A 16,328-nucleotide genomic window follows, 5' to 3' on the forward strand; every position below is an offset into this window, starting at 1 on the left:
CTCTGGTGCCGACCCTCCGGCCGGTGCGCATTCGCCCCGACAGCGCTGCTGAACGAGCCGCCACCGTCATTTGCGGAATTTTTCGGGCGCGTTCTTGGGAGACGGCATTCAATAACATGCCAATAATGCATAACGACGAAATTGCTGACGCGTAGTTCATATTATAACGAATTCCAATAAAGGGCACGATACATAAAAGAGGAGACGACATATGTACGAGCTCAATCGATATGTGTGGCCACAACTGCTCAAAAGAGGCTGACGAATCGTTAAATAAAAACATAATGAATATCATAAGAAGCGCGCGTATTGCATACAGAATTGCGACCGCGATGGATGCAACAAGAGATAGTATGGCCAGCCAAAACGACACGAAGGTGCCTCGCTCTCGTTAGCGCCAGATATTTGGCTTCCCAATGAATAGCCGTCGGTCGGTGGTGTAAACAAGGATTGCGCGCATAAGCGGCGCCCGTGAGTGCGCCGCTGTGTTTAATGTCGAACGATCCGGCCGGCGTGGGAGAGGCCTTCGCGAAGCGATTGAGGCGCCGATCACATTCTGGGCACCCACACGCCCACGACGCGCCCAACCAGCTTCTCGGCCGCGTACTCCGTGGTGAACGGCCCTTCGCTGGCGCCGAAGCGCCCGGAGCGCAGGGCGGCCTCGCGGTCCCGCGGATCGGCCGGCGGGATCCAGTGCCGGGCCATCCAACAGGTGACGGGTTCGGCGCCGGCCGTCTGGCTGCTGCAGCCATGGGCCGCCTGGCCGTCGGAAGCGGGTCCGCCCCATCATCTGGCACAGGGCGAAGGTGCGGCAGTATTCGACCCGTGGGTCGGAATAGGCGATCAGGAGCAGCTCGCCTTGAGCCGGCTGGTGATCGGCAAGCCACACCGCGAACTCGCCACGGCGCAGGTGCGGGTGGAAGGCATCATCCTCCACCGGGAACGTCATATGGCCCGGCGGGAGCGTCGGCAGGATCATCAGGGCGCGCAGCTTGGGCTGGTGCTCAAATTGGACGGCTGACACAGAGTGAGTTTTTGTTCGCTCCTGCTGCAGAGAAGGCGCCACCACGCGCTTCCTTGGTTTCTTGGGCGGAGAGTGCTCAAATGAGGCCCACGGCAGGAAGCGATGGTTCCTTATTGTACGGGTCGCGTTCATTGGATTGCACTCGATAGCGAGCGTGGCGATGCCTGGAAAGCAGTCGGACGATGCCGCAAAGAGAGTTTTGCTATTTTGCGGCATATTCATATTTTCTTTACTTGTTCTTTGCGTTGTTGGCCTACTTATCTCATTCGAGACTGGATGCATTGGGTTCAAATTTGATAGGCCCGGCTTTATATTATTTTGTATTTTTGCACTTTCATTATTATCTTACAATTATTATAAAATATATTTTGGATTTGACATCAGAAATGAATGGAAAGAGCCTGATTTCGTACGTAAATATTTTTCATTTATAAACCGAGATGAAATTAAAAAGTTGGACTTCAACAGGATAGCGTCTGAGGCCTGCATAATGCAGGCGTTCATATCCGCCATTATGGTGTGTGTCCTATTTTATTATATTTTTCACAACAACCCGGCGTGTCCGATACCGCTTTTGAATTCGCCATGAGAATCGCTCAACTGGCATAAGGTTACGACCTGCCTGCGGGCCTTCCGTCGTTTCTCAGTCGGCGCGGGCTCAGGCTGTCCGGAAGCTGCCGCGTGGTGGCGAGGGCGCGGCCAGGGCGCCCGGCGGATGTGCGGCGGGTCATGCTGCGGCACCTTCCAAGAAGCTCAGGGCCGCCTGCATGAGGTTCGGGATGGCGTCAGCGCCTCCGAAGTCCTCGCACATCTCCATTGCTAGCCTCAGGGCGGCAATCGCCCCAGCCTTGCTCGTGGCGGCCGGGATGCGGCCTTCGTTGAGCGCGTGCCAGATCGGCATGGGCGCATCCTCCGGGATGTCGCCCACGGTCGCGTTGAGCTGTTCACACTCGGCGCGATAGGCCGCGATGAGAGCCACGAGCGGGTCGGCAGCGTGGATGGTGGCCGGGCCGAGGAGTACGACCGCTGCGGCTCCCGCCAGGAGGCCCCGGCGGCTGGGGCGTCACTCAGACATGGGCCCCTCCCACCGGAAGGCGGCGCAAAGCCTCGGCCATGTTGGCGATGATCTGCGCCGGGCCGTACTTCCCTTGCAACCAAGACAGATCAGGGTATGCGGCGGCATGTGCGGCATAGGCCGGGAGACCGTCGTGCGTCGTCGGCCGGCAGGCGCAGAAGGCATCCCATAAGGCGCCTTCCTCATCGAGGGCAGCATCCCAGCCGGCATCCGTGCTGTCCATATCGTTCAGGCGAGCCTGAGCGGCAGCGTGGGCCGCGATGGCGGCGAAGGCGGGATCAGAGGGGGCGATGGCCGAGGCGCCCGCCATCGTGGCGCCGAGGGAAAGCACTGCAGCGCCCAGAAGGGCGCCGCGTCGGGAAAGGGTGCGGGGCTCACGCATGGGCGGCCTCCCGCGCGTGATAGGCGCGCACCGTCGCGAGGATAGGACGGACCTCTGCCTCCCAGATGTCATCATCCCAGGTGCTGGGCGCCCACATGAGAGCGAGCCAGGCCCGCAACCCGCCGGCGGGGATGCGGCCGTTTTTGTATCTCGCGGATTAGCCTACCGATTAAAGGGGGACCTAAAGCAGTCGATTTCAGACTACAGCGAGGCAATTCGCCTTGATCCTAAGGACCACATGGCATTCAGCAATCGAGGGGCTGCATTTAGCCGATTAAAGGAATTTGAGAAAGCCATTAGTGATTTTGATCAGGCAATTTATATTCATCCAAATTTCGTATCGGCATTAATTAATAGAGGAACAGCTTATAGTTCATTAAAAAAATATGAACTATCTATCGCAAGCTATGTAGAAGCGATAAAGATAGACACGACACAGGCTCAAGCGCACTATGGTTTGGGTTTGGTTTATTTCAATTTGAATCTATACAAATCGGCTATATCGGAAAGCTCCATCGCGATAGGGCTTTTCCCAAAATATGTTGATGCTTATAATATGCGACGTGCGGCGTATCACATGACTGGTGACGACAATAACGCAGCGGCTGACCGTCAAAAAGCGAAATCTATTCAGTTAGGTCCGTCTAACTGAGTGAGCTCCGTATTTTAGCAGCATGGCCACCACCATACTTTAGTTGAGGGGACCATGCCGGACCTCTTTGTTTCGTGCCGCCGTCCCTTTGGCGCAAGAGCCCTTCCCGACCCATCGAGCGCAGGAATCCCTTTATTCATTTGCGGCCGCTGATGCCGAAGGCACAATGGTGCTCCCGATCGTCGCCGCGGTGATCCGCGAGGTAGAGGTGACTTGCAGCACATCGGCCGACGCCGGGGGAACCAGGCGCCGGTCGTTGCGCGTCAATGCCAACCCATTGCCGATCCGTCAGGTCGGATTTTCCAGATTGAACTGGCCCGCGTGCTCGTCATAGCCGAACAGCTCGCCGTAGCGGCCCCAGGTGATGAGCGCACGCAGGGTGGTTTCGGCGAAGTCCTCGGACATGTGGTCCTCCAGCTCCTCGCTGAAGCGGGTGAAAGGCGCGCGGTGGGTCGGCCGCTCGTCCAGCACCCGGCGGATGAGGCCGGCCAGCGGCACGTAGGCCATCAGGTGATCCGCGAACAGGCGCTTGCGGACATCCACCTCGGATTCAGCAAAGTGCCGGCCGGCCTCCGACAGCGTCACGTCGCCCGCTTCCACCCCGGCGAAGCGCAACAATTGCAGCGTCTCGACGATGGGGAACAGCTCGTCCACCTCCATCTGCAAGGCGGCGGCGAGAACGGGCAGGTCGGCCCTGCCGTTGTAGGGCGGTGCCGCCAGCGTCTCCATCAGGCCGGAGAGCAGGTTGGTGGAGATGTTGGGCAATGCGGTGCCGATGCCCGCCACGCCGGCGCGCTCGTGACTGGGTTCGCTCCTTTCCAGCGGCGCGCGCTGGGTCATGCGGCCATAGATGTCATCCACGATGGCGCGGAACACGGGATCGAGGCGCGCGCGCGGGTGCGGCAGGTCGATCTTGATCTCCGCCGCCACCCGGCCGGGATTGGAGGAGAAGATCAGGATGCGGTCGCACATGAGCACCGCTTCCTCGATATTGTGCGTGACCATCAGGATGGATTTGATGGGCAGCCGCCCCTCGATCCACAGGTCGATGAGGTCGGTGCGCAGGGTCTCGGCGGTCAGCACGTCGAGGGCGGAGAAGGGCTCGTCCATGAGCATCAGGCGCGGGTGCACCACCAGAGCGCGGGCGAAGCCCACGCGCTGGCGCATGCCGCCGGACAGCTCCTTGGGATACGCGCTCTCGAAGCCGTCGAGGCCGATGAGGTCGATGGCCTGAATAGCGCGGCGCCGGCCTTCCGCGGCCGGTACGCCGATGGCGTCGAGCCCCACCTCCACATTCTCCAGCACGGTGAGCCAGGGGAAGAGCGCAAAGCTCTGAAACACCATGGAGAGGCCCTCGCACGGGCCGGTGACGGGCTTGCCGCACCATTCCACGCGACCGGTGGTGGGCTTCACCAGGCCTGAGATGATGCGCAGCAGGGTGGACTTGCCCGAGCCCGAACGGCCCAGCAGCCCCACCACCTCGCCCTCGTTGATGGTGAGGGCGACGTCATCCAGCACCACAAGATCGGCATTCTCGCCCTTGTGGTAGATCTGGCGGACGCCGGATGCGGAGACGAGAGTCTTCTTCTCGGTATCGACGGCAGAGGCGTGGTGTTCCATCAAGGTCATCTCATCCTCCATCAGTCGAGGCGCAGACGGCGGCCGGCGAACACATAGAGCGGACGCCAGAGCAGTCGGTTGAACAGGATCACGAAGATCGACATCACCGCGATGCCGAGCACGATGCGGGGATAGTCCCCCGCTGCGGTGGCATCGGCGATGTAGGCCCCGATGCCGTGGGCGCGCAGGGTGGTGTCACCCCAGCTCGCGACCTCGGCGACGATGGAGGCGTTCCAGGAGCCGCCGCTCGCGGTGATGGCGCCGGTCACGTAATAGGGAAAGATCCCCGGCAGCATCACCTTCTTCCACCAGCTCCAGCCACGGATGCGGAAGGTGCCCGCCGCCTCCCTCAGATCGTTGGGGAAGGCGCTCGCCCCCGCCACCACGTTGAACAGGATGTACCACTGGGTGCCGAGCACCATCAGCGGCGACAGCCAGATGTCCGGATCGAGGCCGAGCCGAACGATGGCCACCACCGCGAACGGAAAGATGATGTTGGCCGGGAAGGCGGCAAGGAACTGCGCCAGCGGCTGCACCCTCTCAGCCCAGGCAGGCCGAAGCCCGATCCACACCCCGATGGGCACCCAGATGAGGGTCGCGAGGGCGATCAGCACCATCACCCGTAGCATGGTCAGCACCCCGAGGCCGAAGGCCTGCGCCACCTCCGGCAAGGTTAGTTCGGTGGCGACGAAGGTGACGATGGTCCACAGGCAGTAGGCCGTCACCGCCAGCACCAGCGCGAGCCATAGCTTGTCTGCAATCGGGCTGTCCCAGGCGCGACGGGCTTCTGTCGGCATCTCGGCAGGCAGGGCGAGGCGCTGGCGCGGGACTGCGGACAGCACCGCTCCCAGCGGCCGCAACAGGCGTTGCAACAGGCGCGTCCGCCGGGCCGACGAGAGCAGCCAGGAGGAGGGCGCGACCCCGCTGGCTGACGTCTCGACCCGGAACTTGTCGGCCCATGCCACCAGCGGCCGGAACAGGAACTGGTCGTAGATGACGATCACCGCCAGCATGGCCAGCACGGCCCAGCCGACAGCCGGCAGGTTCTGCTCCTTGATGGCGAGCGCCACGTAGGAGCCAACGCCCGGCAGCGTGATCGTGGTGTCGCCCACCGAAATGGCCTCCGACGCCACCACGAAGAACCAGCCGCCGGACATGGACATCATGGTGTTCCACACCAGTCCCGGCATGGAGAAGGGCACCTCGAGCCGCCAGAAGCGCTGCCAGCCGGTGAGGCGGAAGGAGCGGGTGGCCTCGTCGAGGTCGCGCGGCACGGTCTTCAGCGACTGGTAGAAGCTGAAGGTCATGTTCCAAGCCTGACTGGTGAAGATGGCGAAGATGGCCGCCAGTTCGACCCCCAGCACCTTGCCCGGGAAGAGCGACATGAAGCCCACCACGGTGAAGGACAGGAAGCCTAGCACCGGCACCGACTGGAGGATGTCCAGCATGGGGATGAGCACCATCTCCGCCCGCCGGCTCTTGGCCGCCAGCGCGCCGTAGAGGAAGGTGAAGACCAGTGAGGCGAGGATGGCCGCCAGCATGCGCAGCGTGGTGCGCAGCGCATATTCCGGCAGTTGGGCGGGATCGAGCGACACCGGGGTCTGGTTGAGGGCGGTGAGGGGCACGAGAGTGCCCTGCCCTCCATGCACGATCAGGATGAGGGCGCCGAACAGCAGGCCGAAGGCCAGCGCATCCCAAAGGTTCGGCGCAAAGCGCCGCCGACGGCCCGCTTCCAGGGCCGGGTGCTGCATCGTCATGACGACAGTTCCGAATGCGATTGGGAATTTACGGCGCCGGCGGGCAGCCGGTGCCGGGAGGATTCGCATGGGACCGAGACTCACCCTGTCCTGCCGGAACAGCAGGAACCGCCCTGCCCGAGGCCGCGCAGCGGAGCACGGCCGTGCGACGACGCCATGACGACGCCGCGTCGGGGCTGTGGTCAGCCAGGATGAGTGCCAGGACTGCGCCTGTGCGCGCATCGGCTTCGATCGCCGTCCTCGTTACGACGAGAGAACGCGATAGGTTTGCGGAAATACTGCGCCCGCATGGCTCACCTCTTGTCCCGGAGCCTGCCGACGGGGACGGTGAACCGGACGAGAAAGGTCAGGTCCGCGCGGCCGCGGGCGGGCTCGAGCTAGATCGACTGGAACTGTCCATCACCCGATTGCTTTCAAGAAATCCGGCCGGCCTGACGGTGGAGTGTTCGATGAACCCGCGAACGGGCACGCTCCAACTCCCAAGCCTCCGGTGTCGCCGCCTATCGCGCCGGGTGCAGCCGCGGTCAAGCGGAAAATGCAAGGTGCGGCGACGCGTCCGGATTGAAGCTGTGACCCGGGCTTCGGCGCGCCCGAGCGTCACCCCGTAGACCAAAAGGGGGCGGGCCCCCTCAGGCCCGCGGGAGCGGTAGTCCGTATCCGGAAGGCTAGGGGCCGGACACTGCGCCCTGACACCGCTTCCGCTCAATGCACCAACTCGCCCTCGCCAAACGTGAGCTCGAGCGCCGCCGCGAGTTGCCGAATGCGGCGGTCGAGTTCTTCGTCGGACAGGTCCGCTTCGGTACACACCTTCACCTCCTTGGGCAGGAGCGAGGCGATCACCCGCAGGTACTGGTCGGGTTTCTCCTCACGGACGCGGGCAATGGCCTCCGGCCCATGTTCCGCGAAGTCGGCATAGAGCTTCTCGAGGAACTCCTCGCCCAGCCGGTTCCGGGCACCGCGCGGGCGGCCACCGAGGGAAGCATGGCCTGCCACGAACTGCCCGCGCCCGTTGCGCTGCTGGCGCTCCTGATCGTTCTCGTCATCCATCGTGCTTCGTCCTACCGGACCAAGTCGCCGAACGAGCGCTGGGCAGGAGCGGTCTGCGGCGGGTTCGGGGCGGGGGCCTGGCGCTCCTTGGGCCCCTGCGGCCGTTCAGAGCCGCCGTTCTCGGTCGCCGCGGCCCGCATGTAGACGCGGGCGAGGCTGAGGGCCTGCCCGGTGGTAGGTTCGCCCTTCACCTGCGCCAGCAGCGCGCGGGCGCGCTCCGGGTTCAGCAGGGCATCCTTCACGATGTCATCGACGCTCTGAAGGCCGGCCTGCCGCATGGCCTCGATGACGCGTCCAAGCTGGGCACCACCGCCGGCGCCAGCCGCCGCGCCGATGCCGCCGGCCGTCATGCTGCCCGCCGCCGCGCCGGCGCTGGCGAGCGCCCCCGGCGACAAGATGCGGGCGAGCCACGACTGCGCGCCGCCGGCCTTGGCCACGCCGGCCATGTCCTGCGTCGTGTTGGAGCCGCCCGGCAGCTTCACCGCTGCGATGGACCGGTTGGAGCGCTTGAGGTCCGCCGGGACGGCCTGGAGGGTCATGATCTCCGGGCCGGACAGAACCTGCTTCAAGGCCGGCACGTTCTGGCGGAGGAACTGCTGAAAGGCATCCGAGCGCATCAGGTCCGTGCCCGACGTGGCGCCCTCCGTGTTGCCGATGAAGCGGAGATTGATGTAGTCGGCCACCGCCTTGCGCAGGCCGTCGCGAGCCGCTTCGTTGCCGGCCGTCTCACGGGCGAGGCGCGCCATCTGCTGCACGGCGTCCTGCCGCGAGAAGATGCCGCCGATGGTCTTGGTCACGTCGGCCGGGTCGGAGAGGTTCAGGAGCCGCGCGACGGCGCCCTGCTCGAAGGTGTCCAGCGCCGCCTTGCGGTCCACAACCGCCTTGGCCATGGCCTCGGACGCGGCCACCGGGTCGGCGAGCATACGGTCCACCTCGGGCATGGCCCGCAAGGCATCGGCGTGCTTCTGCCGCCACGCTTGCACCTTGGCGGGGTCGAGCGTGCCGTCGAGGGGGCTCTGCGCGGCCTTGCGCAAAGTGGACAGGGCATAGTCCTGCACCTGCGCCATGGCGCCGGGGGCGGCGTTGCGCAGCGCCTGCATGGCCTCATAACCGCGCGGGCCGGGCACGAAGAAGTGTCCGGGCACGACCGAGGCTTCCATCTGGAAGGGGCCAGCGGCGCCGGAGCGCTGGATGGTGCTGCCCACCCGGCCGGCGTCGAAGGTCTGCGCGCGCTGCTTGGTCGCCCCGCTGGCGGCCTTCAGTCGTCCTGCGGCGGCTTCATCGATGTTGGGGGCGAGGTTGTCGGGGAAGAGGCCAGGATCGCCTTGCATGCCCGGATTTCCCGAAGGTACCCGAGATCCCCTTCACGGCGCGTCTTGGCTTCCATATCCTGCAGAAACAAAGGCCGCTGATGCGGCTCCAGCGTTTCCAGAGCCAACAGCATCGCTTCGCCCGGCTTCGTTGGCCGCCTGTCTGGCTTTCCAGGCATCCGCGTCCTGCTGCGCCCTTCGAAGCATCGCCGCCATCGTGTCCTCTTCGGACATCGCGCCGGCCTGCACCGCCCGTTGTTCCGCCCCAGCTTTCGGGCCTGAAGGTTTCCCCTCTTGATCTCGTTGAAGACGGTGGCGCGGCACACGCCGAGCATCAGGGCAGCAGTGTTGATGTCGTACGCCAGAGCGTCCTCGGCGCGGAAGCCGGCCACCTGTAGGCCTTGGCGTTCCGGCTCCTGGCACATAATGAAGGTGTCGGTGCGCTGGCGGGCGATTTCGGCGGTGTCGGTGGTGCCGGGCGCAAACGTCATGGCAGCTCTCCTGTCACATTGTCCGCGGTCGTCGAATGACGATCTAACCGCGGTGTGAGGGAAAGCTGACACCGATGAGCGTGTGCTAAGAGTGGGGCTTTTTACGCGAGGTGCGATCCCGGGCGGGCAAGACACCGGTCACCGGCGCACGCCTGAGGCGTCGATCACGAGATCCCGCATTATTGCATCTACAGGATCGAAATCGGAGAGTGGGGCGTATTTCTCAAACAAACGCGCTCTCTGATCAAACAATGAACACCTGCCCGGCCCGGCGCGCGTCCAGAGGGTTGATCCCCTCGGCGAGCTGCGCCCGGGCGGCGTCGGCAAGTTCGCGGGCTCGGGCGAGAGGCACGTCACGGGCCGAGCCCAGCCCCATCTCGAGCTGCTTCCCGGCCCAACGGTAGAGGAAGATCCACCGGCGACCGCCTTTGGCTGAGATGGACAGATAGAGGTTGCCGCCGTCGGCATGCCGCCCCGGCGTGGTGAGTGTCGCGACCGTGCGTGAGGTCAGCCTCTCCGTCTCGCGGCCCATCTCTGCCCCAGCGCTGCCCTAGCATCTGCCCCAGCAGCAAACTTAGATCGTCGTTGTCTATGGTAGACTCCCATAGACGGGAAGGGCAGCAAATGGCTGATTCAGAAGGTATTTTTCGGGGCTCTTTAGGCCCTCATAGTCTACCATGGACTATAGTTAGGTGGAACTCGGCTCCACCAGCCCGAACCGCATTTCCAAAATTCGAAATAGCGTCATCGACTCAATCACCCACTGAGAGCGGGCGCGCACCCTCGTTGGCACCCGAGCTGCGCACCCGACATCCCGCAAATTATACCGTAGCCCATGACCATTGCCCTTCTCAGGCCCTGACGTCCGGCGGTGGGCGGATGAACCCGAGCTGACGGGTCTCTGCAGCTAGCAATTAATTGCTTCTAAAGCCCGGCCGGGACGCATTCGATGGCGTCATCCGTGCACCGCAGCGAAGAGACCGGGCCATGCAGCATATCAAGCTCTACAGCATCATTGCCGCTGCAATCCTCCTGGGGCCCGTATCGAGCGCTGGAGCGGCAGAGCTCGTGAAGGCTCGCCTCGCCCAGAACCTGGCACCCATCTCGGCGCTGACCATCGTCGCCAAGGCGCAGGGCCTGTTTGAGAAGGAAGGCCTCGATGTCTCGGTGAGCAATTTCACCAGCGGCAAGCAGGCCCTCGACACGGTGATTGGGGGCGGCGCCGACATCGCCACCACGGCGGAAGCGCCGGTCACGGCGGCCGCCATGGCTGGCCAGCCCATCGCGTTCGTGGCGGGCATGGAATATTCGGACATCAAGACGCTGACGGCGAAGAAGGCAGGCATCTCGACCATCGCCGATCTCAAAGGCAAGAAGATCGCCTACACAGCCGGAACCGGCAGCGAGGTCTACACCACTGAGCTTCTCAAGAAGGCCGGCCTCACCGCCAAGGATGTCACGCTCGTCAATCTGAAGCCGCAGGAAATGCTGCCCGCGATGGCGGCCGGCAGCATCGATGCTTACGACACCTGGGAACCCCACATCTCCAACGGCCGGAAGGCGCTCGGCGACGATGTCGCGCTGCTGGACACCAAGGGTGTCTATTCAGAGACCTTCAACATTGTCGTGATGCAGGATTACCTGAAGGCCAATCCGCAGATCGTCTCCAAATTCCTCGCCGCCCTCATCGCCGCCGAAGCGTGGGTGAAGGCGCATCCCGAAGAGGCGATCGAGGTCGTCTCCAAGGCCGTCGGCATGAAGCCGGAGGATCTGAAGCCGATCTGGAGCGACTATGTCTATCGGGTCGGCATCGGCGCGAAGCAGATCGATGCCCTCAAGGCTCATGCTCAGTGGCGTCTCGATACGAAGAACCATCCGCCCGGCGTAACCGGCGTGCCGGATTTCGCAGTGGTTCTCTTTCCAGAACCTCTGCGCGCCTTGGACGCCGCCCGCGTCACCTACAAGCTCAACTGAAGCGCCAGGGTCATGGCGGACGTTTCCACCCCGGCCGCCCTTTCCCCACGCGGGGCAGGCACGCTCCCCGCTGCGGGAGCGAAGCGGCGGCGCAAGGCCCGGCTGGGCCAGCGGATCAACATGGCGGTGGGGCTCGTCTCCATCCCGCTGTTCGTGCTGGTGTGGCAGCTGATCGCGCAGGCGAGGATCGTCAATCCGATCCTCTTTCCCGCACCCACCGAAGTTGCACGCGCGGCGATGGAGTGGGTGACGAGTGGCCTGTTCTTAGAGGACGTGGTGGCGAGCCTGAAGCGGGTCGCTACCGGCTATCTCGTCGGTTCCGTCGTCGGCGTGGGATGCGGCCTGCTCACCGGTCGCTCTGCCTTCTTCTCCGGGCTGCTCGGCCCGCTGTTCCAAGTGCTGCGGCCCATCCCGCCCATCGCCTTCGTCTCCATCGTCATCCTGTGGTTCGGGCTGTCGGAGAGCGGAAAGGTCTTCCTGATTGTCTGGGGTGTGTTCTTCACCGTCTGGCTGTCCACCCATCTCGGCGTCCAGAAGGTGGACCAGGGACTGGTGCGCGCCGCCCAGATGCTGGGCACGCCACGCCGCCGGCTCGTGGGCGAGGTGGTGCTGCTGAGCGCGCTGCCCTTCATCGTCGTGGGCCTGCGCACGGCGGTGGGCATTTCCTTCTACACGCTGGTGGCGGCAGAGTTGGCGGGCGCATTCGCCGGCATCTTCTATCGCATCCAGCAGGCCCAGCAGAACATGCAGACGGGCCTCGTCTTCGCCGGCCTCGCGGCGCTTGGCCTGATCTCCTTCATCGCCGATCGCTGCTTCGCGATGCTGGCGCAGCGCCTGGTATGGTGGCGATGAGCATCATTTCCATGATCCGCAAGCCCGTGCCTGTCCCGCTGAGGGAGGCCGGCGAGGTGGAAATCGACGTGCGCGATGTCACTATCGCGTTCGAGCGAGACGGCGGCGAACTCGTACCCGCCGTTGACCGGGTATCCTTCCAGGTGCGCCGGGGCGAGTTCATCTGCCTGCTGGGGCCGTCCGGCTGCGGAAAGTCCACCCTCCTCAATGCCGTTGCCGGCTTCGAGACGCCCTATGAAGGTGAGGTGGTGGTCGGCACGAAGGTCGTTACGGGACCGGGGCCGGATCGCGGCGTCGTGTTCCAGCAGCCCCGCCTGTTTCCCTGGAAGTCGGTGCGGGCGAACGTGGCGCATGGCCCGCGCATGGCCGGCAAGTCCCGTGTCGAGGCCCGCGCGATCGCCGACGAGCTGATCGAGATGGTCGGCCTCTCGCGCTCTGCCGACGCGCTGCCGCACACCCTCTCCGGCGGCATGCAGCAGCGTGTCGCCATCGCCCGCGCGCTCGCCAACCGGCCGAACATCCTGCTGATGGACGAGCCGTTCGGCGCGCTGGACGCCCAGACTCGCACCGTGATGCAGGAGGGCCTGCTCCGGCTGTGGGCGCAACTGGACACCACAATCCTCTTCGTCACCCACGATATCGACGAGGCTGTGCTGCTGGCGGACCGGGTTCTCGTCATGTCGGCGGGGCCGGGGCGCATTGTCCGCGACCTAGCCGTAGACCTTCCGCGGCCGCGCACCATCGAAACGACATTGGGGACCCGCTTCCAGGCGCTTCGCCGGGAGTGCCTCGACCTTATCCGACAACAGAGCCAGAAGGCCTTCGAAGGGACCCAAGATGCTTGATAAGGTCGCCCCCACGGTCCGCCCTCCGCGAAGCGGCTTCGCGGCCGCCCGTGCCGCTCTTGCCGATGGCGCCGATCCCGTGGCGCTGGCGCTTGATGGAGCGGATCGCGCCCAGGCGGCGGCAGGAGACGGCATCTTCACCGCTCTGGTCCCCCGCGCAGAGGTGGAGAGGAAGGCCGCTGCCGCCGCCGCCCGCGCGCGGGCCGGCGAGGCGCTCCCACTGCTCGGTCTCACCTTCTCGGTGAAGGACAATCTGCACGTGGCGGGAATGGCGACGACGCTCAATTGCCCGGCCGTCGCCATGGCGCCGCAGGAAAGCGCGCTCGCGATCACGCGCCTTGAGGCGGCGGGCGCCGTGCTCGTCGGCAAGAACACTCTGGATCAGTTCGCGACCGGCCTGAACGGCACCCGCAGCCCCGAGCCATTGTGCCGCAATGCGCTTGACCCAGCCTTCATTCCCGGCGGCTCCAGCTCCGGTTCCGGCGTGGCCGTGGCGGCCGGTCTGGTTTCCTTCTCGCTGGGGAGCGACACGGGTGGGTCGGGACGCGTTCCCGCAGCCTGCAACGGCATCGTGGGGCTGAGACCATCCCTCGGGCTCGTGAGCACGCGCGGCGCCGTCTACAACAGCCCCCTGCTCGACTGTATCCCCATCTTTGCGACCAATGTGGATGACGCAAGCGAGATCCTCGGCCTCATCGCCGGCTATGACCCACTCGATCCGTGGAGCCGCCGCGACGCGGGCACCATCGGAACCGCGCCGGCCCCGGCCCCCTCGGCGCGCCTCGCCATCCCGCGCGGGGACCAGATGCGCTTCTTCGGCGACGCCGCCGCCGAGGCCGCCTTCGCTGCCAATCTCGACCGTCTGCGCGGGCTCGGCTTCACGCTGGAGGAGATCGATTTCGCGCCGTTCGAGGAGGCGGGGCGGCTGGTGTTCCAGTCCGCGCTGGTGGCCGAGCGCCTCGTCGAATACGACGAGATCATCACCACCCACCGCGACGCCATCCACCCGGCCGCGCTCGCCGCCATCGAGCCGGGGCGCGGCTATTCCGCCAAGCAGGCTTTCGAGACGCTGTACCGGATGCGCGAGCTGAAGCGCGTGGCCGAAACCGCGCTCGCCGATTACGCCGCCTTCGTCGTGCCCACGGTGCCCACCATCTACACCATCGAGGAGATGCTGGCCGATCCCATGGGCCGGAACTCCGTGATGGGCACCTACACCTATTTCGTCGGTCCCATGGATCTGTGCGCCATCGTGGCGCCGGGCGCTCCGGCGCGCGCGGGCCTGCCCTCGTCGCTCAGCTTCATCGGGCTCGCCGGGCAGGATGGTGTGGTCGCAGGGCTCGCGCGGCAGTTCCAGCGGCAGGCGTGACCCTGCCGCTTCCGCATCGAAAGATCACGCCGCCGGCACGGCGGCGTTCTGCTGGTGGGCGAAGGCCTTCAGCGTTTCTGACCGGATGTGCGCGAAGCATTCCCGCTTGATCGCGACGAACGCCTCCGAGAACTGCACTTCCGGCGTGCGCGGGCGGGGAATGTCCACGCGGATGTCGGCGACGATGCGCCCCGGATTGGCGCTCATGACCACCACCCGGTCGCCGAGGAAGATGGCTTCCTCGATGTCGTGGGTGATGAACAGCACCGTGGTGCGGAACTCCGCCCAGATGTTCAGGAGCGCCTCCTGCATCATGGCCCGCGTCTGCGCATCGAGGGCGCCGAACGGCTCGTCCATGAGCAGCACGCGCGGATAATTGGCCAGCGCCCGCGCGATACCCACCCGCTGCTGCATGCCGCCGGATAGCTCGGACGGGTAGTGCTTCTCGAACGCGGTAAGCCCCACCAGCGAGAGGAAGGTTCGCGCCGTCTGCTCGGCCGTCGAGGTGCTGCCGGTCGCCATGAGCGGGCCGAAGGCGACGTTGTCCAGTACGCTCTTCCAAGGGAACAGCGTCTGCTGCTGAAACACCATGCCCCGGTCCGCGCCGGGGCCGCGAATGGTCTCGCCATCCACCTCCAGCAGCCCGCGCGCGGCGGGCACGAAACCCGCCACCGCATTGAGCACCGTGGACTTGCCGCAGCCGGACGGACCGAGCACGCAGACGAACTCACCCGGCTCCACGTCGAGGTCGAAGCGCTCCACCACCGTGCGCCGCGCCGCGCCCTCGCCGTAGGCGATGGAGAGGTCTTTCAGCTGCAGCCTTCCCCGCCCCGGTACGGGGGCGAGGTGCGTGGGCACGGGAACGGGAGCTTCCATGATCACGCCATCGGGGCCGCCGCTCATTTGCCCAGTGCCTTCGCAAGGTAGGACGGGTCGATGAAGGCCGCATAGCCGGCCCGGTCCAGGACAGTGGGAAGCCGTCCCTGGTCCTTCAGGAAGGTGGCCGTGGCAAGCACCGTGTCGGCGAACTGGCCGATCTGGCCGGGCATGCCGAGATAGTCCTTCGTGATCTGCTCCGGACACGGCACCATGGTGGTGCCCTTCATCATGCGCTCGGCATCGTCAGCGGGCAGGGACAATTCCTTGGCGATGATGTCCACCGTCTCTTTGGGGTGCTTCAGCCAGTAGTCGATGCCCTCGCACTCCGCCTTCACGTAGGCCACCACCTGCGCCGGATACTTGGCGGCGAAGTCGTTCATCACGACGCCCACGTCCCAGGTGGGATAGCCGCGTTTCGCCATCTCACCGCTGGTGAGGAAGATCTCGCCGCCATTCTTCACGATCTTGTCGAGGTTGGGCTCCCAGATCCACGCCGCGTCGATGTCCTTGCGCAGCCAGGCGGCGACGGCATCGGAGGGCGAAAGGTCGATGAGCTTCACGTCGGTGGGGTTCACCCCCGCCTCCTTGAGCGCGGCGATAAACAGATAATGGGTGGTGGAGCCGAAGGGGGCGGCCGCGGTCTTGCCGGCAAGGTCCTTCAGGGACTTGATGTTCTTGTCCGAGCGCACGGCGAGGGATTCCACCGGGCCGAGCATGTTCAGCACGAAGATGCCCTTGTAGGGCAAAGCGCGGGTGGCGCCGAGGGTGAAGGGCGGGTTGCCGACGCCGCCGAAATCCACCTGGTTCGCCGCCACGGCGCGGTTCATGTCGCCGCCCGAGCCGAACTTGACCCACTTGATCGGCACGCCGGACTTCTCGTGCAGGCCGAGCGCCTTGGTGACGAGTTGGGCATTGACGAGGTTCAGATAGCCGATGGTGATCCCCTCCGGCTTCTGCTGCGCATGCGCGCCAGCCGAAAGGCCGAGGGAGAAGGCGGCGGCGAGCAGAAGAGAGGCCGTGCGTCGAAGCGTGTTCATCTCAGTCTCCAGTC

At 64.9% G+C, this 16,328-nt stretch carries 17 protein-coding genes; 6 read left to right on the forward strand and 11 right to left on the reverse strand.

The window, feature by feature from the left end; genetic code table 11:
* Positions 1-549 precede the first annotated feature (549 nt).
* Positions 550-705 carry a hypothetical protein gene (locus tag ACT54R_RS09185; protein ID WP_476325561.1) on the reverse strand — a complete coding sequence of 52 codons (156 nt, stop codon included), beginning with the start codon at positions 703-705 and terminating at the stop codon, positions 550-552.
* A gap of 154 nt (positions 706-859) precedes the next feature.
* On the opposite strand from ACT54R_RS09185, the gene ACT54R_RS09190 reads away from it, so the two are divergent.
* Entirely contained in the window at positions 860-1,021 is a 162-nt protein-coding gene (locus ACT54R_RS09190; protein ID WP_476325563.1) for a hypothetical protein, read from the forward strand.
* 730 nt (positions 1,022-1,751) lie between these two features.
* Here the strand turns inward: ACT54R_RS09190 and ACT54R_RS09195 are convergent.
* Together ACT54R_RS09195 and ACT54R_RS09200 are read right to left on the reverse strand one after the other, a co-directional pair.
* Positions 1,752-2,003, reverse strand: coding sequence for a hypothetical protein (locus tag ACT54R_RS09195; RefSeq protein WP_476325565.1), 252 nt, complete (start codon positions 2,001-2,003; stop codon positions 1,752-1,754).
* A gap of 88 nt (positions 2,004-2,091) precedes the next feature.
* Positions 2,092-2,481, reverse strand: a complete 390-nt coding sequence (locus tag ACT54R_RS09200; protein ID WP_476325567.1) for a hypothetical protein — start codon at positions 2,479-2,481, stop codon at positions 2,092-2,094.
* Between ACT54R_RS09200 and ACT54R_RS09205 the strand changes: the two genes are divergently transcribed.
* On the forward strand, positions 2,480-3,133 hold the full coding sequence (locus tag ACT54R_RS09205; RefSeq protein ID WP_476325569.1) for a tetratricopeptide repeat protein: 654 nt from the start codon (positions 2,480-2,482) through the stop codon (positions 3,131-3,133). The genes ACT54R_RS09200 and ACT54R_RS09205 overlap by 2 nt on opposite strands.
* Positions 3,134-3,421: 288 nt before the next feature.
* Here ACT54R_RS09205 and ACT54R_RS09210 read toward each other — a convergent pair whose 3' ends face one another.
* The 6 genes from ACT54R_RS09210 to ACT54R_RS09235 all read right to left on the reverse strand — a co-directional run bounded on the left by ACT54R_RS09210 (position 3,422) and on the right by ACT54R_RS09235 (position 9,890).
* Entirely contained in the window at positions 3,422-4,762 is a 1,341-nt protein-coding gene (locus ACT54R_RS09210) for an ABC transporter ATP-binding protein (RefSeq protein WP_476325571.1), read from the reverse strand.
* Between the two features lie 11 nt (positions 4,763-4,773).
* Complete coding sequence (locus tag ACT54R_RS09215; RefSeq protein ID WP_476325573.1) at positions 4,774-6,510, reverse strand: ABC transporter permease; 1,737 nt, start codon at positions 6,508-6,510, stop codon at positions 4,774-4,776.
* A gap of 702 nt (positions 6,511-7,212) precedes the next feature.
* On the reverse strand, positions 7,213-7,557 hold the full coding sequence (locus ACT54R_RS09220) for a hypothetical protein (RefSeq protein WP_476325575.1): 345 nt from the start codon (positions 7,555-7,557) through the stop codon (positions 7,213-7,215).
* An 11-nt stretch (positions 7,558-7,568) separates the two neighbouring features.
* Complete coding sequence (locus tag ACT54R_RS09225; protein ID WP_476325577.1) at positions 7,569-8,888, reverse strand: hypothetical protein; 1,320 nt, start codon at positions 8,886-8,888, stop codon at positions 7,569-7,571.
* Positions 8,816-9,358, reverse strand: a complete 543-nt coding sequence (locus ACT54R_RS09230; protein WP_476325579.1) for a hypothetical protein — start codon at positions 9,356-9,358, stop codon at positions 8,816-8,818. Before ACT54R_RS09230 ends, ACT54R_RS09225 begins: the two co-directional genes overlap by 73 nt.
* Positions 9,359-9,602: 244 nt before the next feature.
* Positions 9,603-9,890: an Arm DNA-binding domain-containing protein gene (locus tag ACT54R_RS09235; protein ID WP_476325581.1), complete on the reverse strand. Its 288-nt coding sequence runs from the start codon at positions 9,888-9,890 to the stop codon at positions 9,603-9,605.
* Positions 9,891-10,345: 455 nt separating this feature from the next.
* Between ACT54R_RS09235 and ACT54R_RS09240 the strand changes: the two genes are divergently transcribed.
* From ACT54R_RS09240 to ACT54R_RS09255, 4 genes are read left to right on the forward strand one after another with little or no spacing between them, the layout of a single operon-like run.
* A complete protein-coding gene (locus ACT54R_RS09240) occupies positions 10,346-11,332 on the forward strand; it encodes an ABC transporter substrate-binding protein (RefSeq protein ID WP_476325583.1) in 987 nt (328 codons plus the stop codon).
* 12 nt (positions 11,333-11,344) lie between these two features.
* A complete protein-coding gene (locus ACT54R_RS09245; RefSeq protein ID WP_476325585.1) occupies positions 11,345-12,184 on the forward strand; it encodes an ABC transporter permease in 840 nt (279 codons plus the stop codon).
* Positions 12,181-13,029, forward strand: coding sequence for an ABC transporter ATP-binding protein (locus tag ACT54R_RS09250; RefSeq protein WP_476325587.1), 849 nt, complete (start codon positions 12,181-12,183; stop codon positions 13,027-13,029). Before ACT54R_RS09245 ends, ACT54R_RS09250 begins: the two co-directional genes overlap by 4 nt.
* Positions 13,022-14,398: an amidase family protein gene (locus ACT54R_RS09255; protein WP_476325589.1), complete on the forward strand. Its 1,377-nt coding sequence runs from the start codon at positions 13,022-13,024 to the stop codon at positions 14,396-14,398. The genes ACT54R_RS09250 and ACT54R_RS09255 overlap by 8 nt, the downstream gene beginning before the upstream one ends.
* 24 nt (positions 14,399-14,422) lie before the next feature.
* Here the strand turns inward: ACT54R_RS09255 and ACT54R_RS09260 are convergent, their stop codons facing one another.
* Positions 14,423-15,301 carry an ABC transporter ATP-binding protein gene (locus tag ACT54R_RS09260; protein ID WP_476325591.1) on the reverse strand — a complete coding sequence of 293 codons (879 nt, stop codon included), beginning with the start codon at positions 15,299-15,301 and terminating at the stop codon, positions 14,423-14,425.
* Positions 15,298-16,314: a taurine ABC transporter substrate-binding protein gene (locus ACT54R_RS09265; protein ID WP_476325593.1), complete on the reverse strand. Its 1,017-nt coding sequence runs from the start codon at positions 16,312-16,314 to the stop codon at positions 15,298-15,300. The genes ACT54R_RS09260 and ACT54R_RS09265 overlap by 4 nt, the downstream gene beginning before the upstream one ends.
* Between the last annotated feature and the right edge of the window lie 14 nt (positions 16,315-16,328).

Source organism: Xanthobacter sp. DMC47, from assembly GCF_056313845.1.

Coding starts and splice junctions, on each gene's coding strand:
- ACT54R_RS09255 (WP_476325589.1), top strand. CDS start 13,022: ATGCTTGATAAGGTCGCCCCCACGGTCCGCCCTCCGCGAAGCGGCTTC.
- ACT54R_RS09265 (WP_476325593.1), bottom strand. CDS start 16,314: ATGAACACGCTTCGACGCACGGCCTCTCTTCTGCTCGCCGCCGCCTTC.
- ACT54R_RS09230 (WP_476325579.1), bottom strand. CDS start 9,358: ATGACGTTTGCGCCCGGCACCACCGACACCGCCGAAATCGCCCGCCAG.
- ACT54R_RS09210 (WP_476325571.1), bottom strand. CDS start 4,762: ATGACCTTGATGGAACACCACGCCTCTGCCGTCGATACCGAGAAGAAG.
- ACT54R_RS09240 (WP_476325583.1), top strand. CDS start 10,346: ATGCAGCATATCAAGCTCTACAGCATCATTGCCGCTGCAATCCTCCTG.
- ACT54R_RS09250 (WP_476325587.1), top strand. CDS start 12,181: ATGAGCATCATTTCCATGATCCGCAAGCCCGTGCCTGTCCCGCTGAGG.
- ACT54R_RS09245 (WP_476325585.1), top strand. CDS start 11,345: ATGGCGGACGTTTCCACCCCGGCCGCCCTTTCCCCACGCGGGGCAGGC.
- ACT54R_RS09200 (WP_476325567.1), bottom strand. CDS start 2,481: ATGCGTGAGCCCCGCACCCTTTCCCGACGCGGCGCCCTTCTGGGCGCT.
- ACT54R_RS09235 (WP_476325581.1), bottom strand. CDS start 9,890: ATGGGCCGCGAGACGGAGAGGCTGACCTCACGCACGGTCGCGACACTC.
- ACT54R_RS09185 (WP_476325561.1), bottom strand. CDS start 705: ATGGCCCGGCACTGGATCCCGCCGGCCGATCCGCGGGACCGCGAGGCC.
- ACT54R_RS09205 (WP_476325569.1), top strand. CDS start 2,480: ATGGGCGGCCTCCCGCGCGTGATAGGCGCGCACCGTCGCGAGGATAGG.
- ACT54R_RS09260 (WP_476325591.1), bottom strand. CDS start 15,301: ATGAGCGGCGGCCCCGATGGCGTGATCATGGAAGCTCCCGTTCCCGTG.
- ACT54R_RS09220 (WP_476325575.1), bottom strand. CDS start 7,557: ATGGATGACGAGAACGATCAGGAGCGCCAGCAGCGCAACGGGCGCGGG.
- ACT54R_RS09225 (WP_476325577.1), bottom strand. CDS start 8,888: ATGCAAGGCGATCCTGGCCTCTTCCCCGACAACCTCGCCCCCAACATC.
- ACT54R_RS09215 (WP_476325573.1), bottom strand. CDS start 6,510: ATGACGATGCAGCACCCGGCCCTGGAAGCGGGCCGTCGGCGGCGCTTT.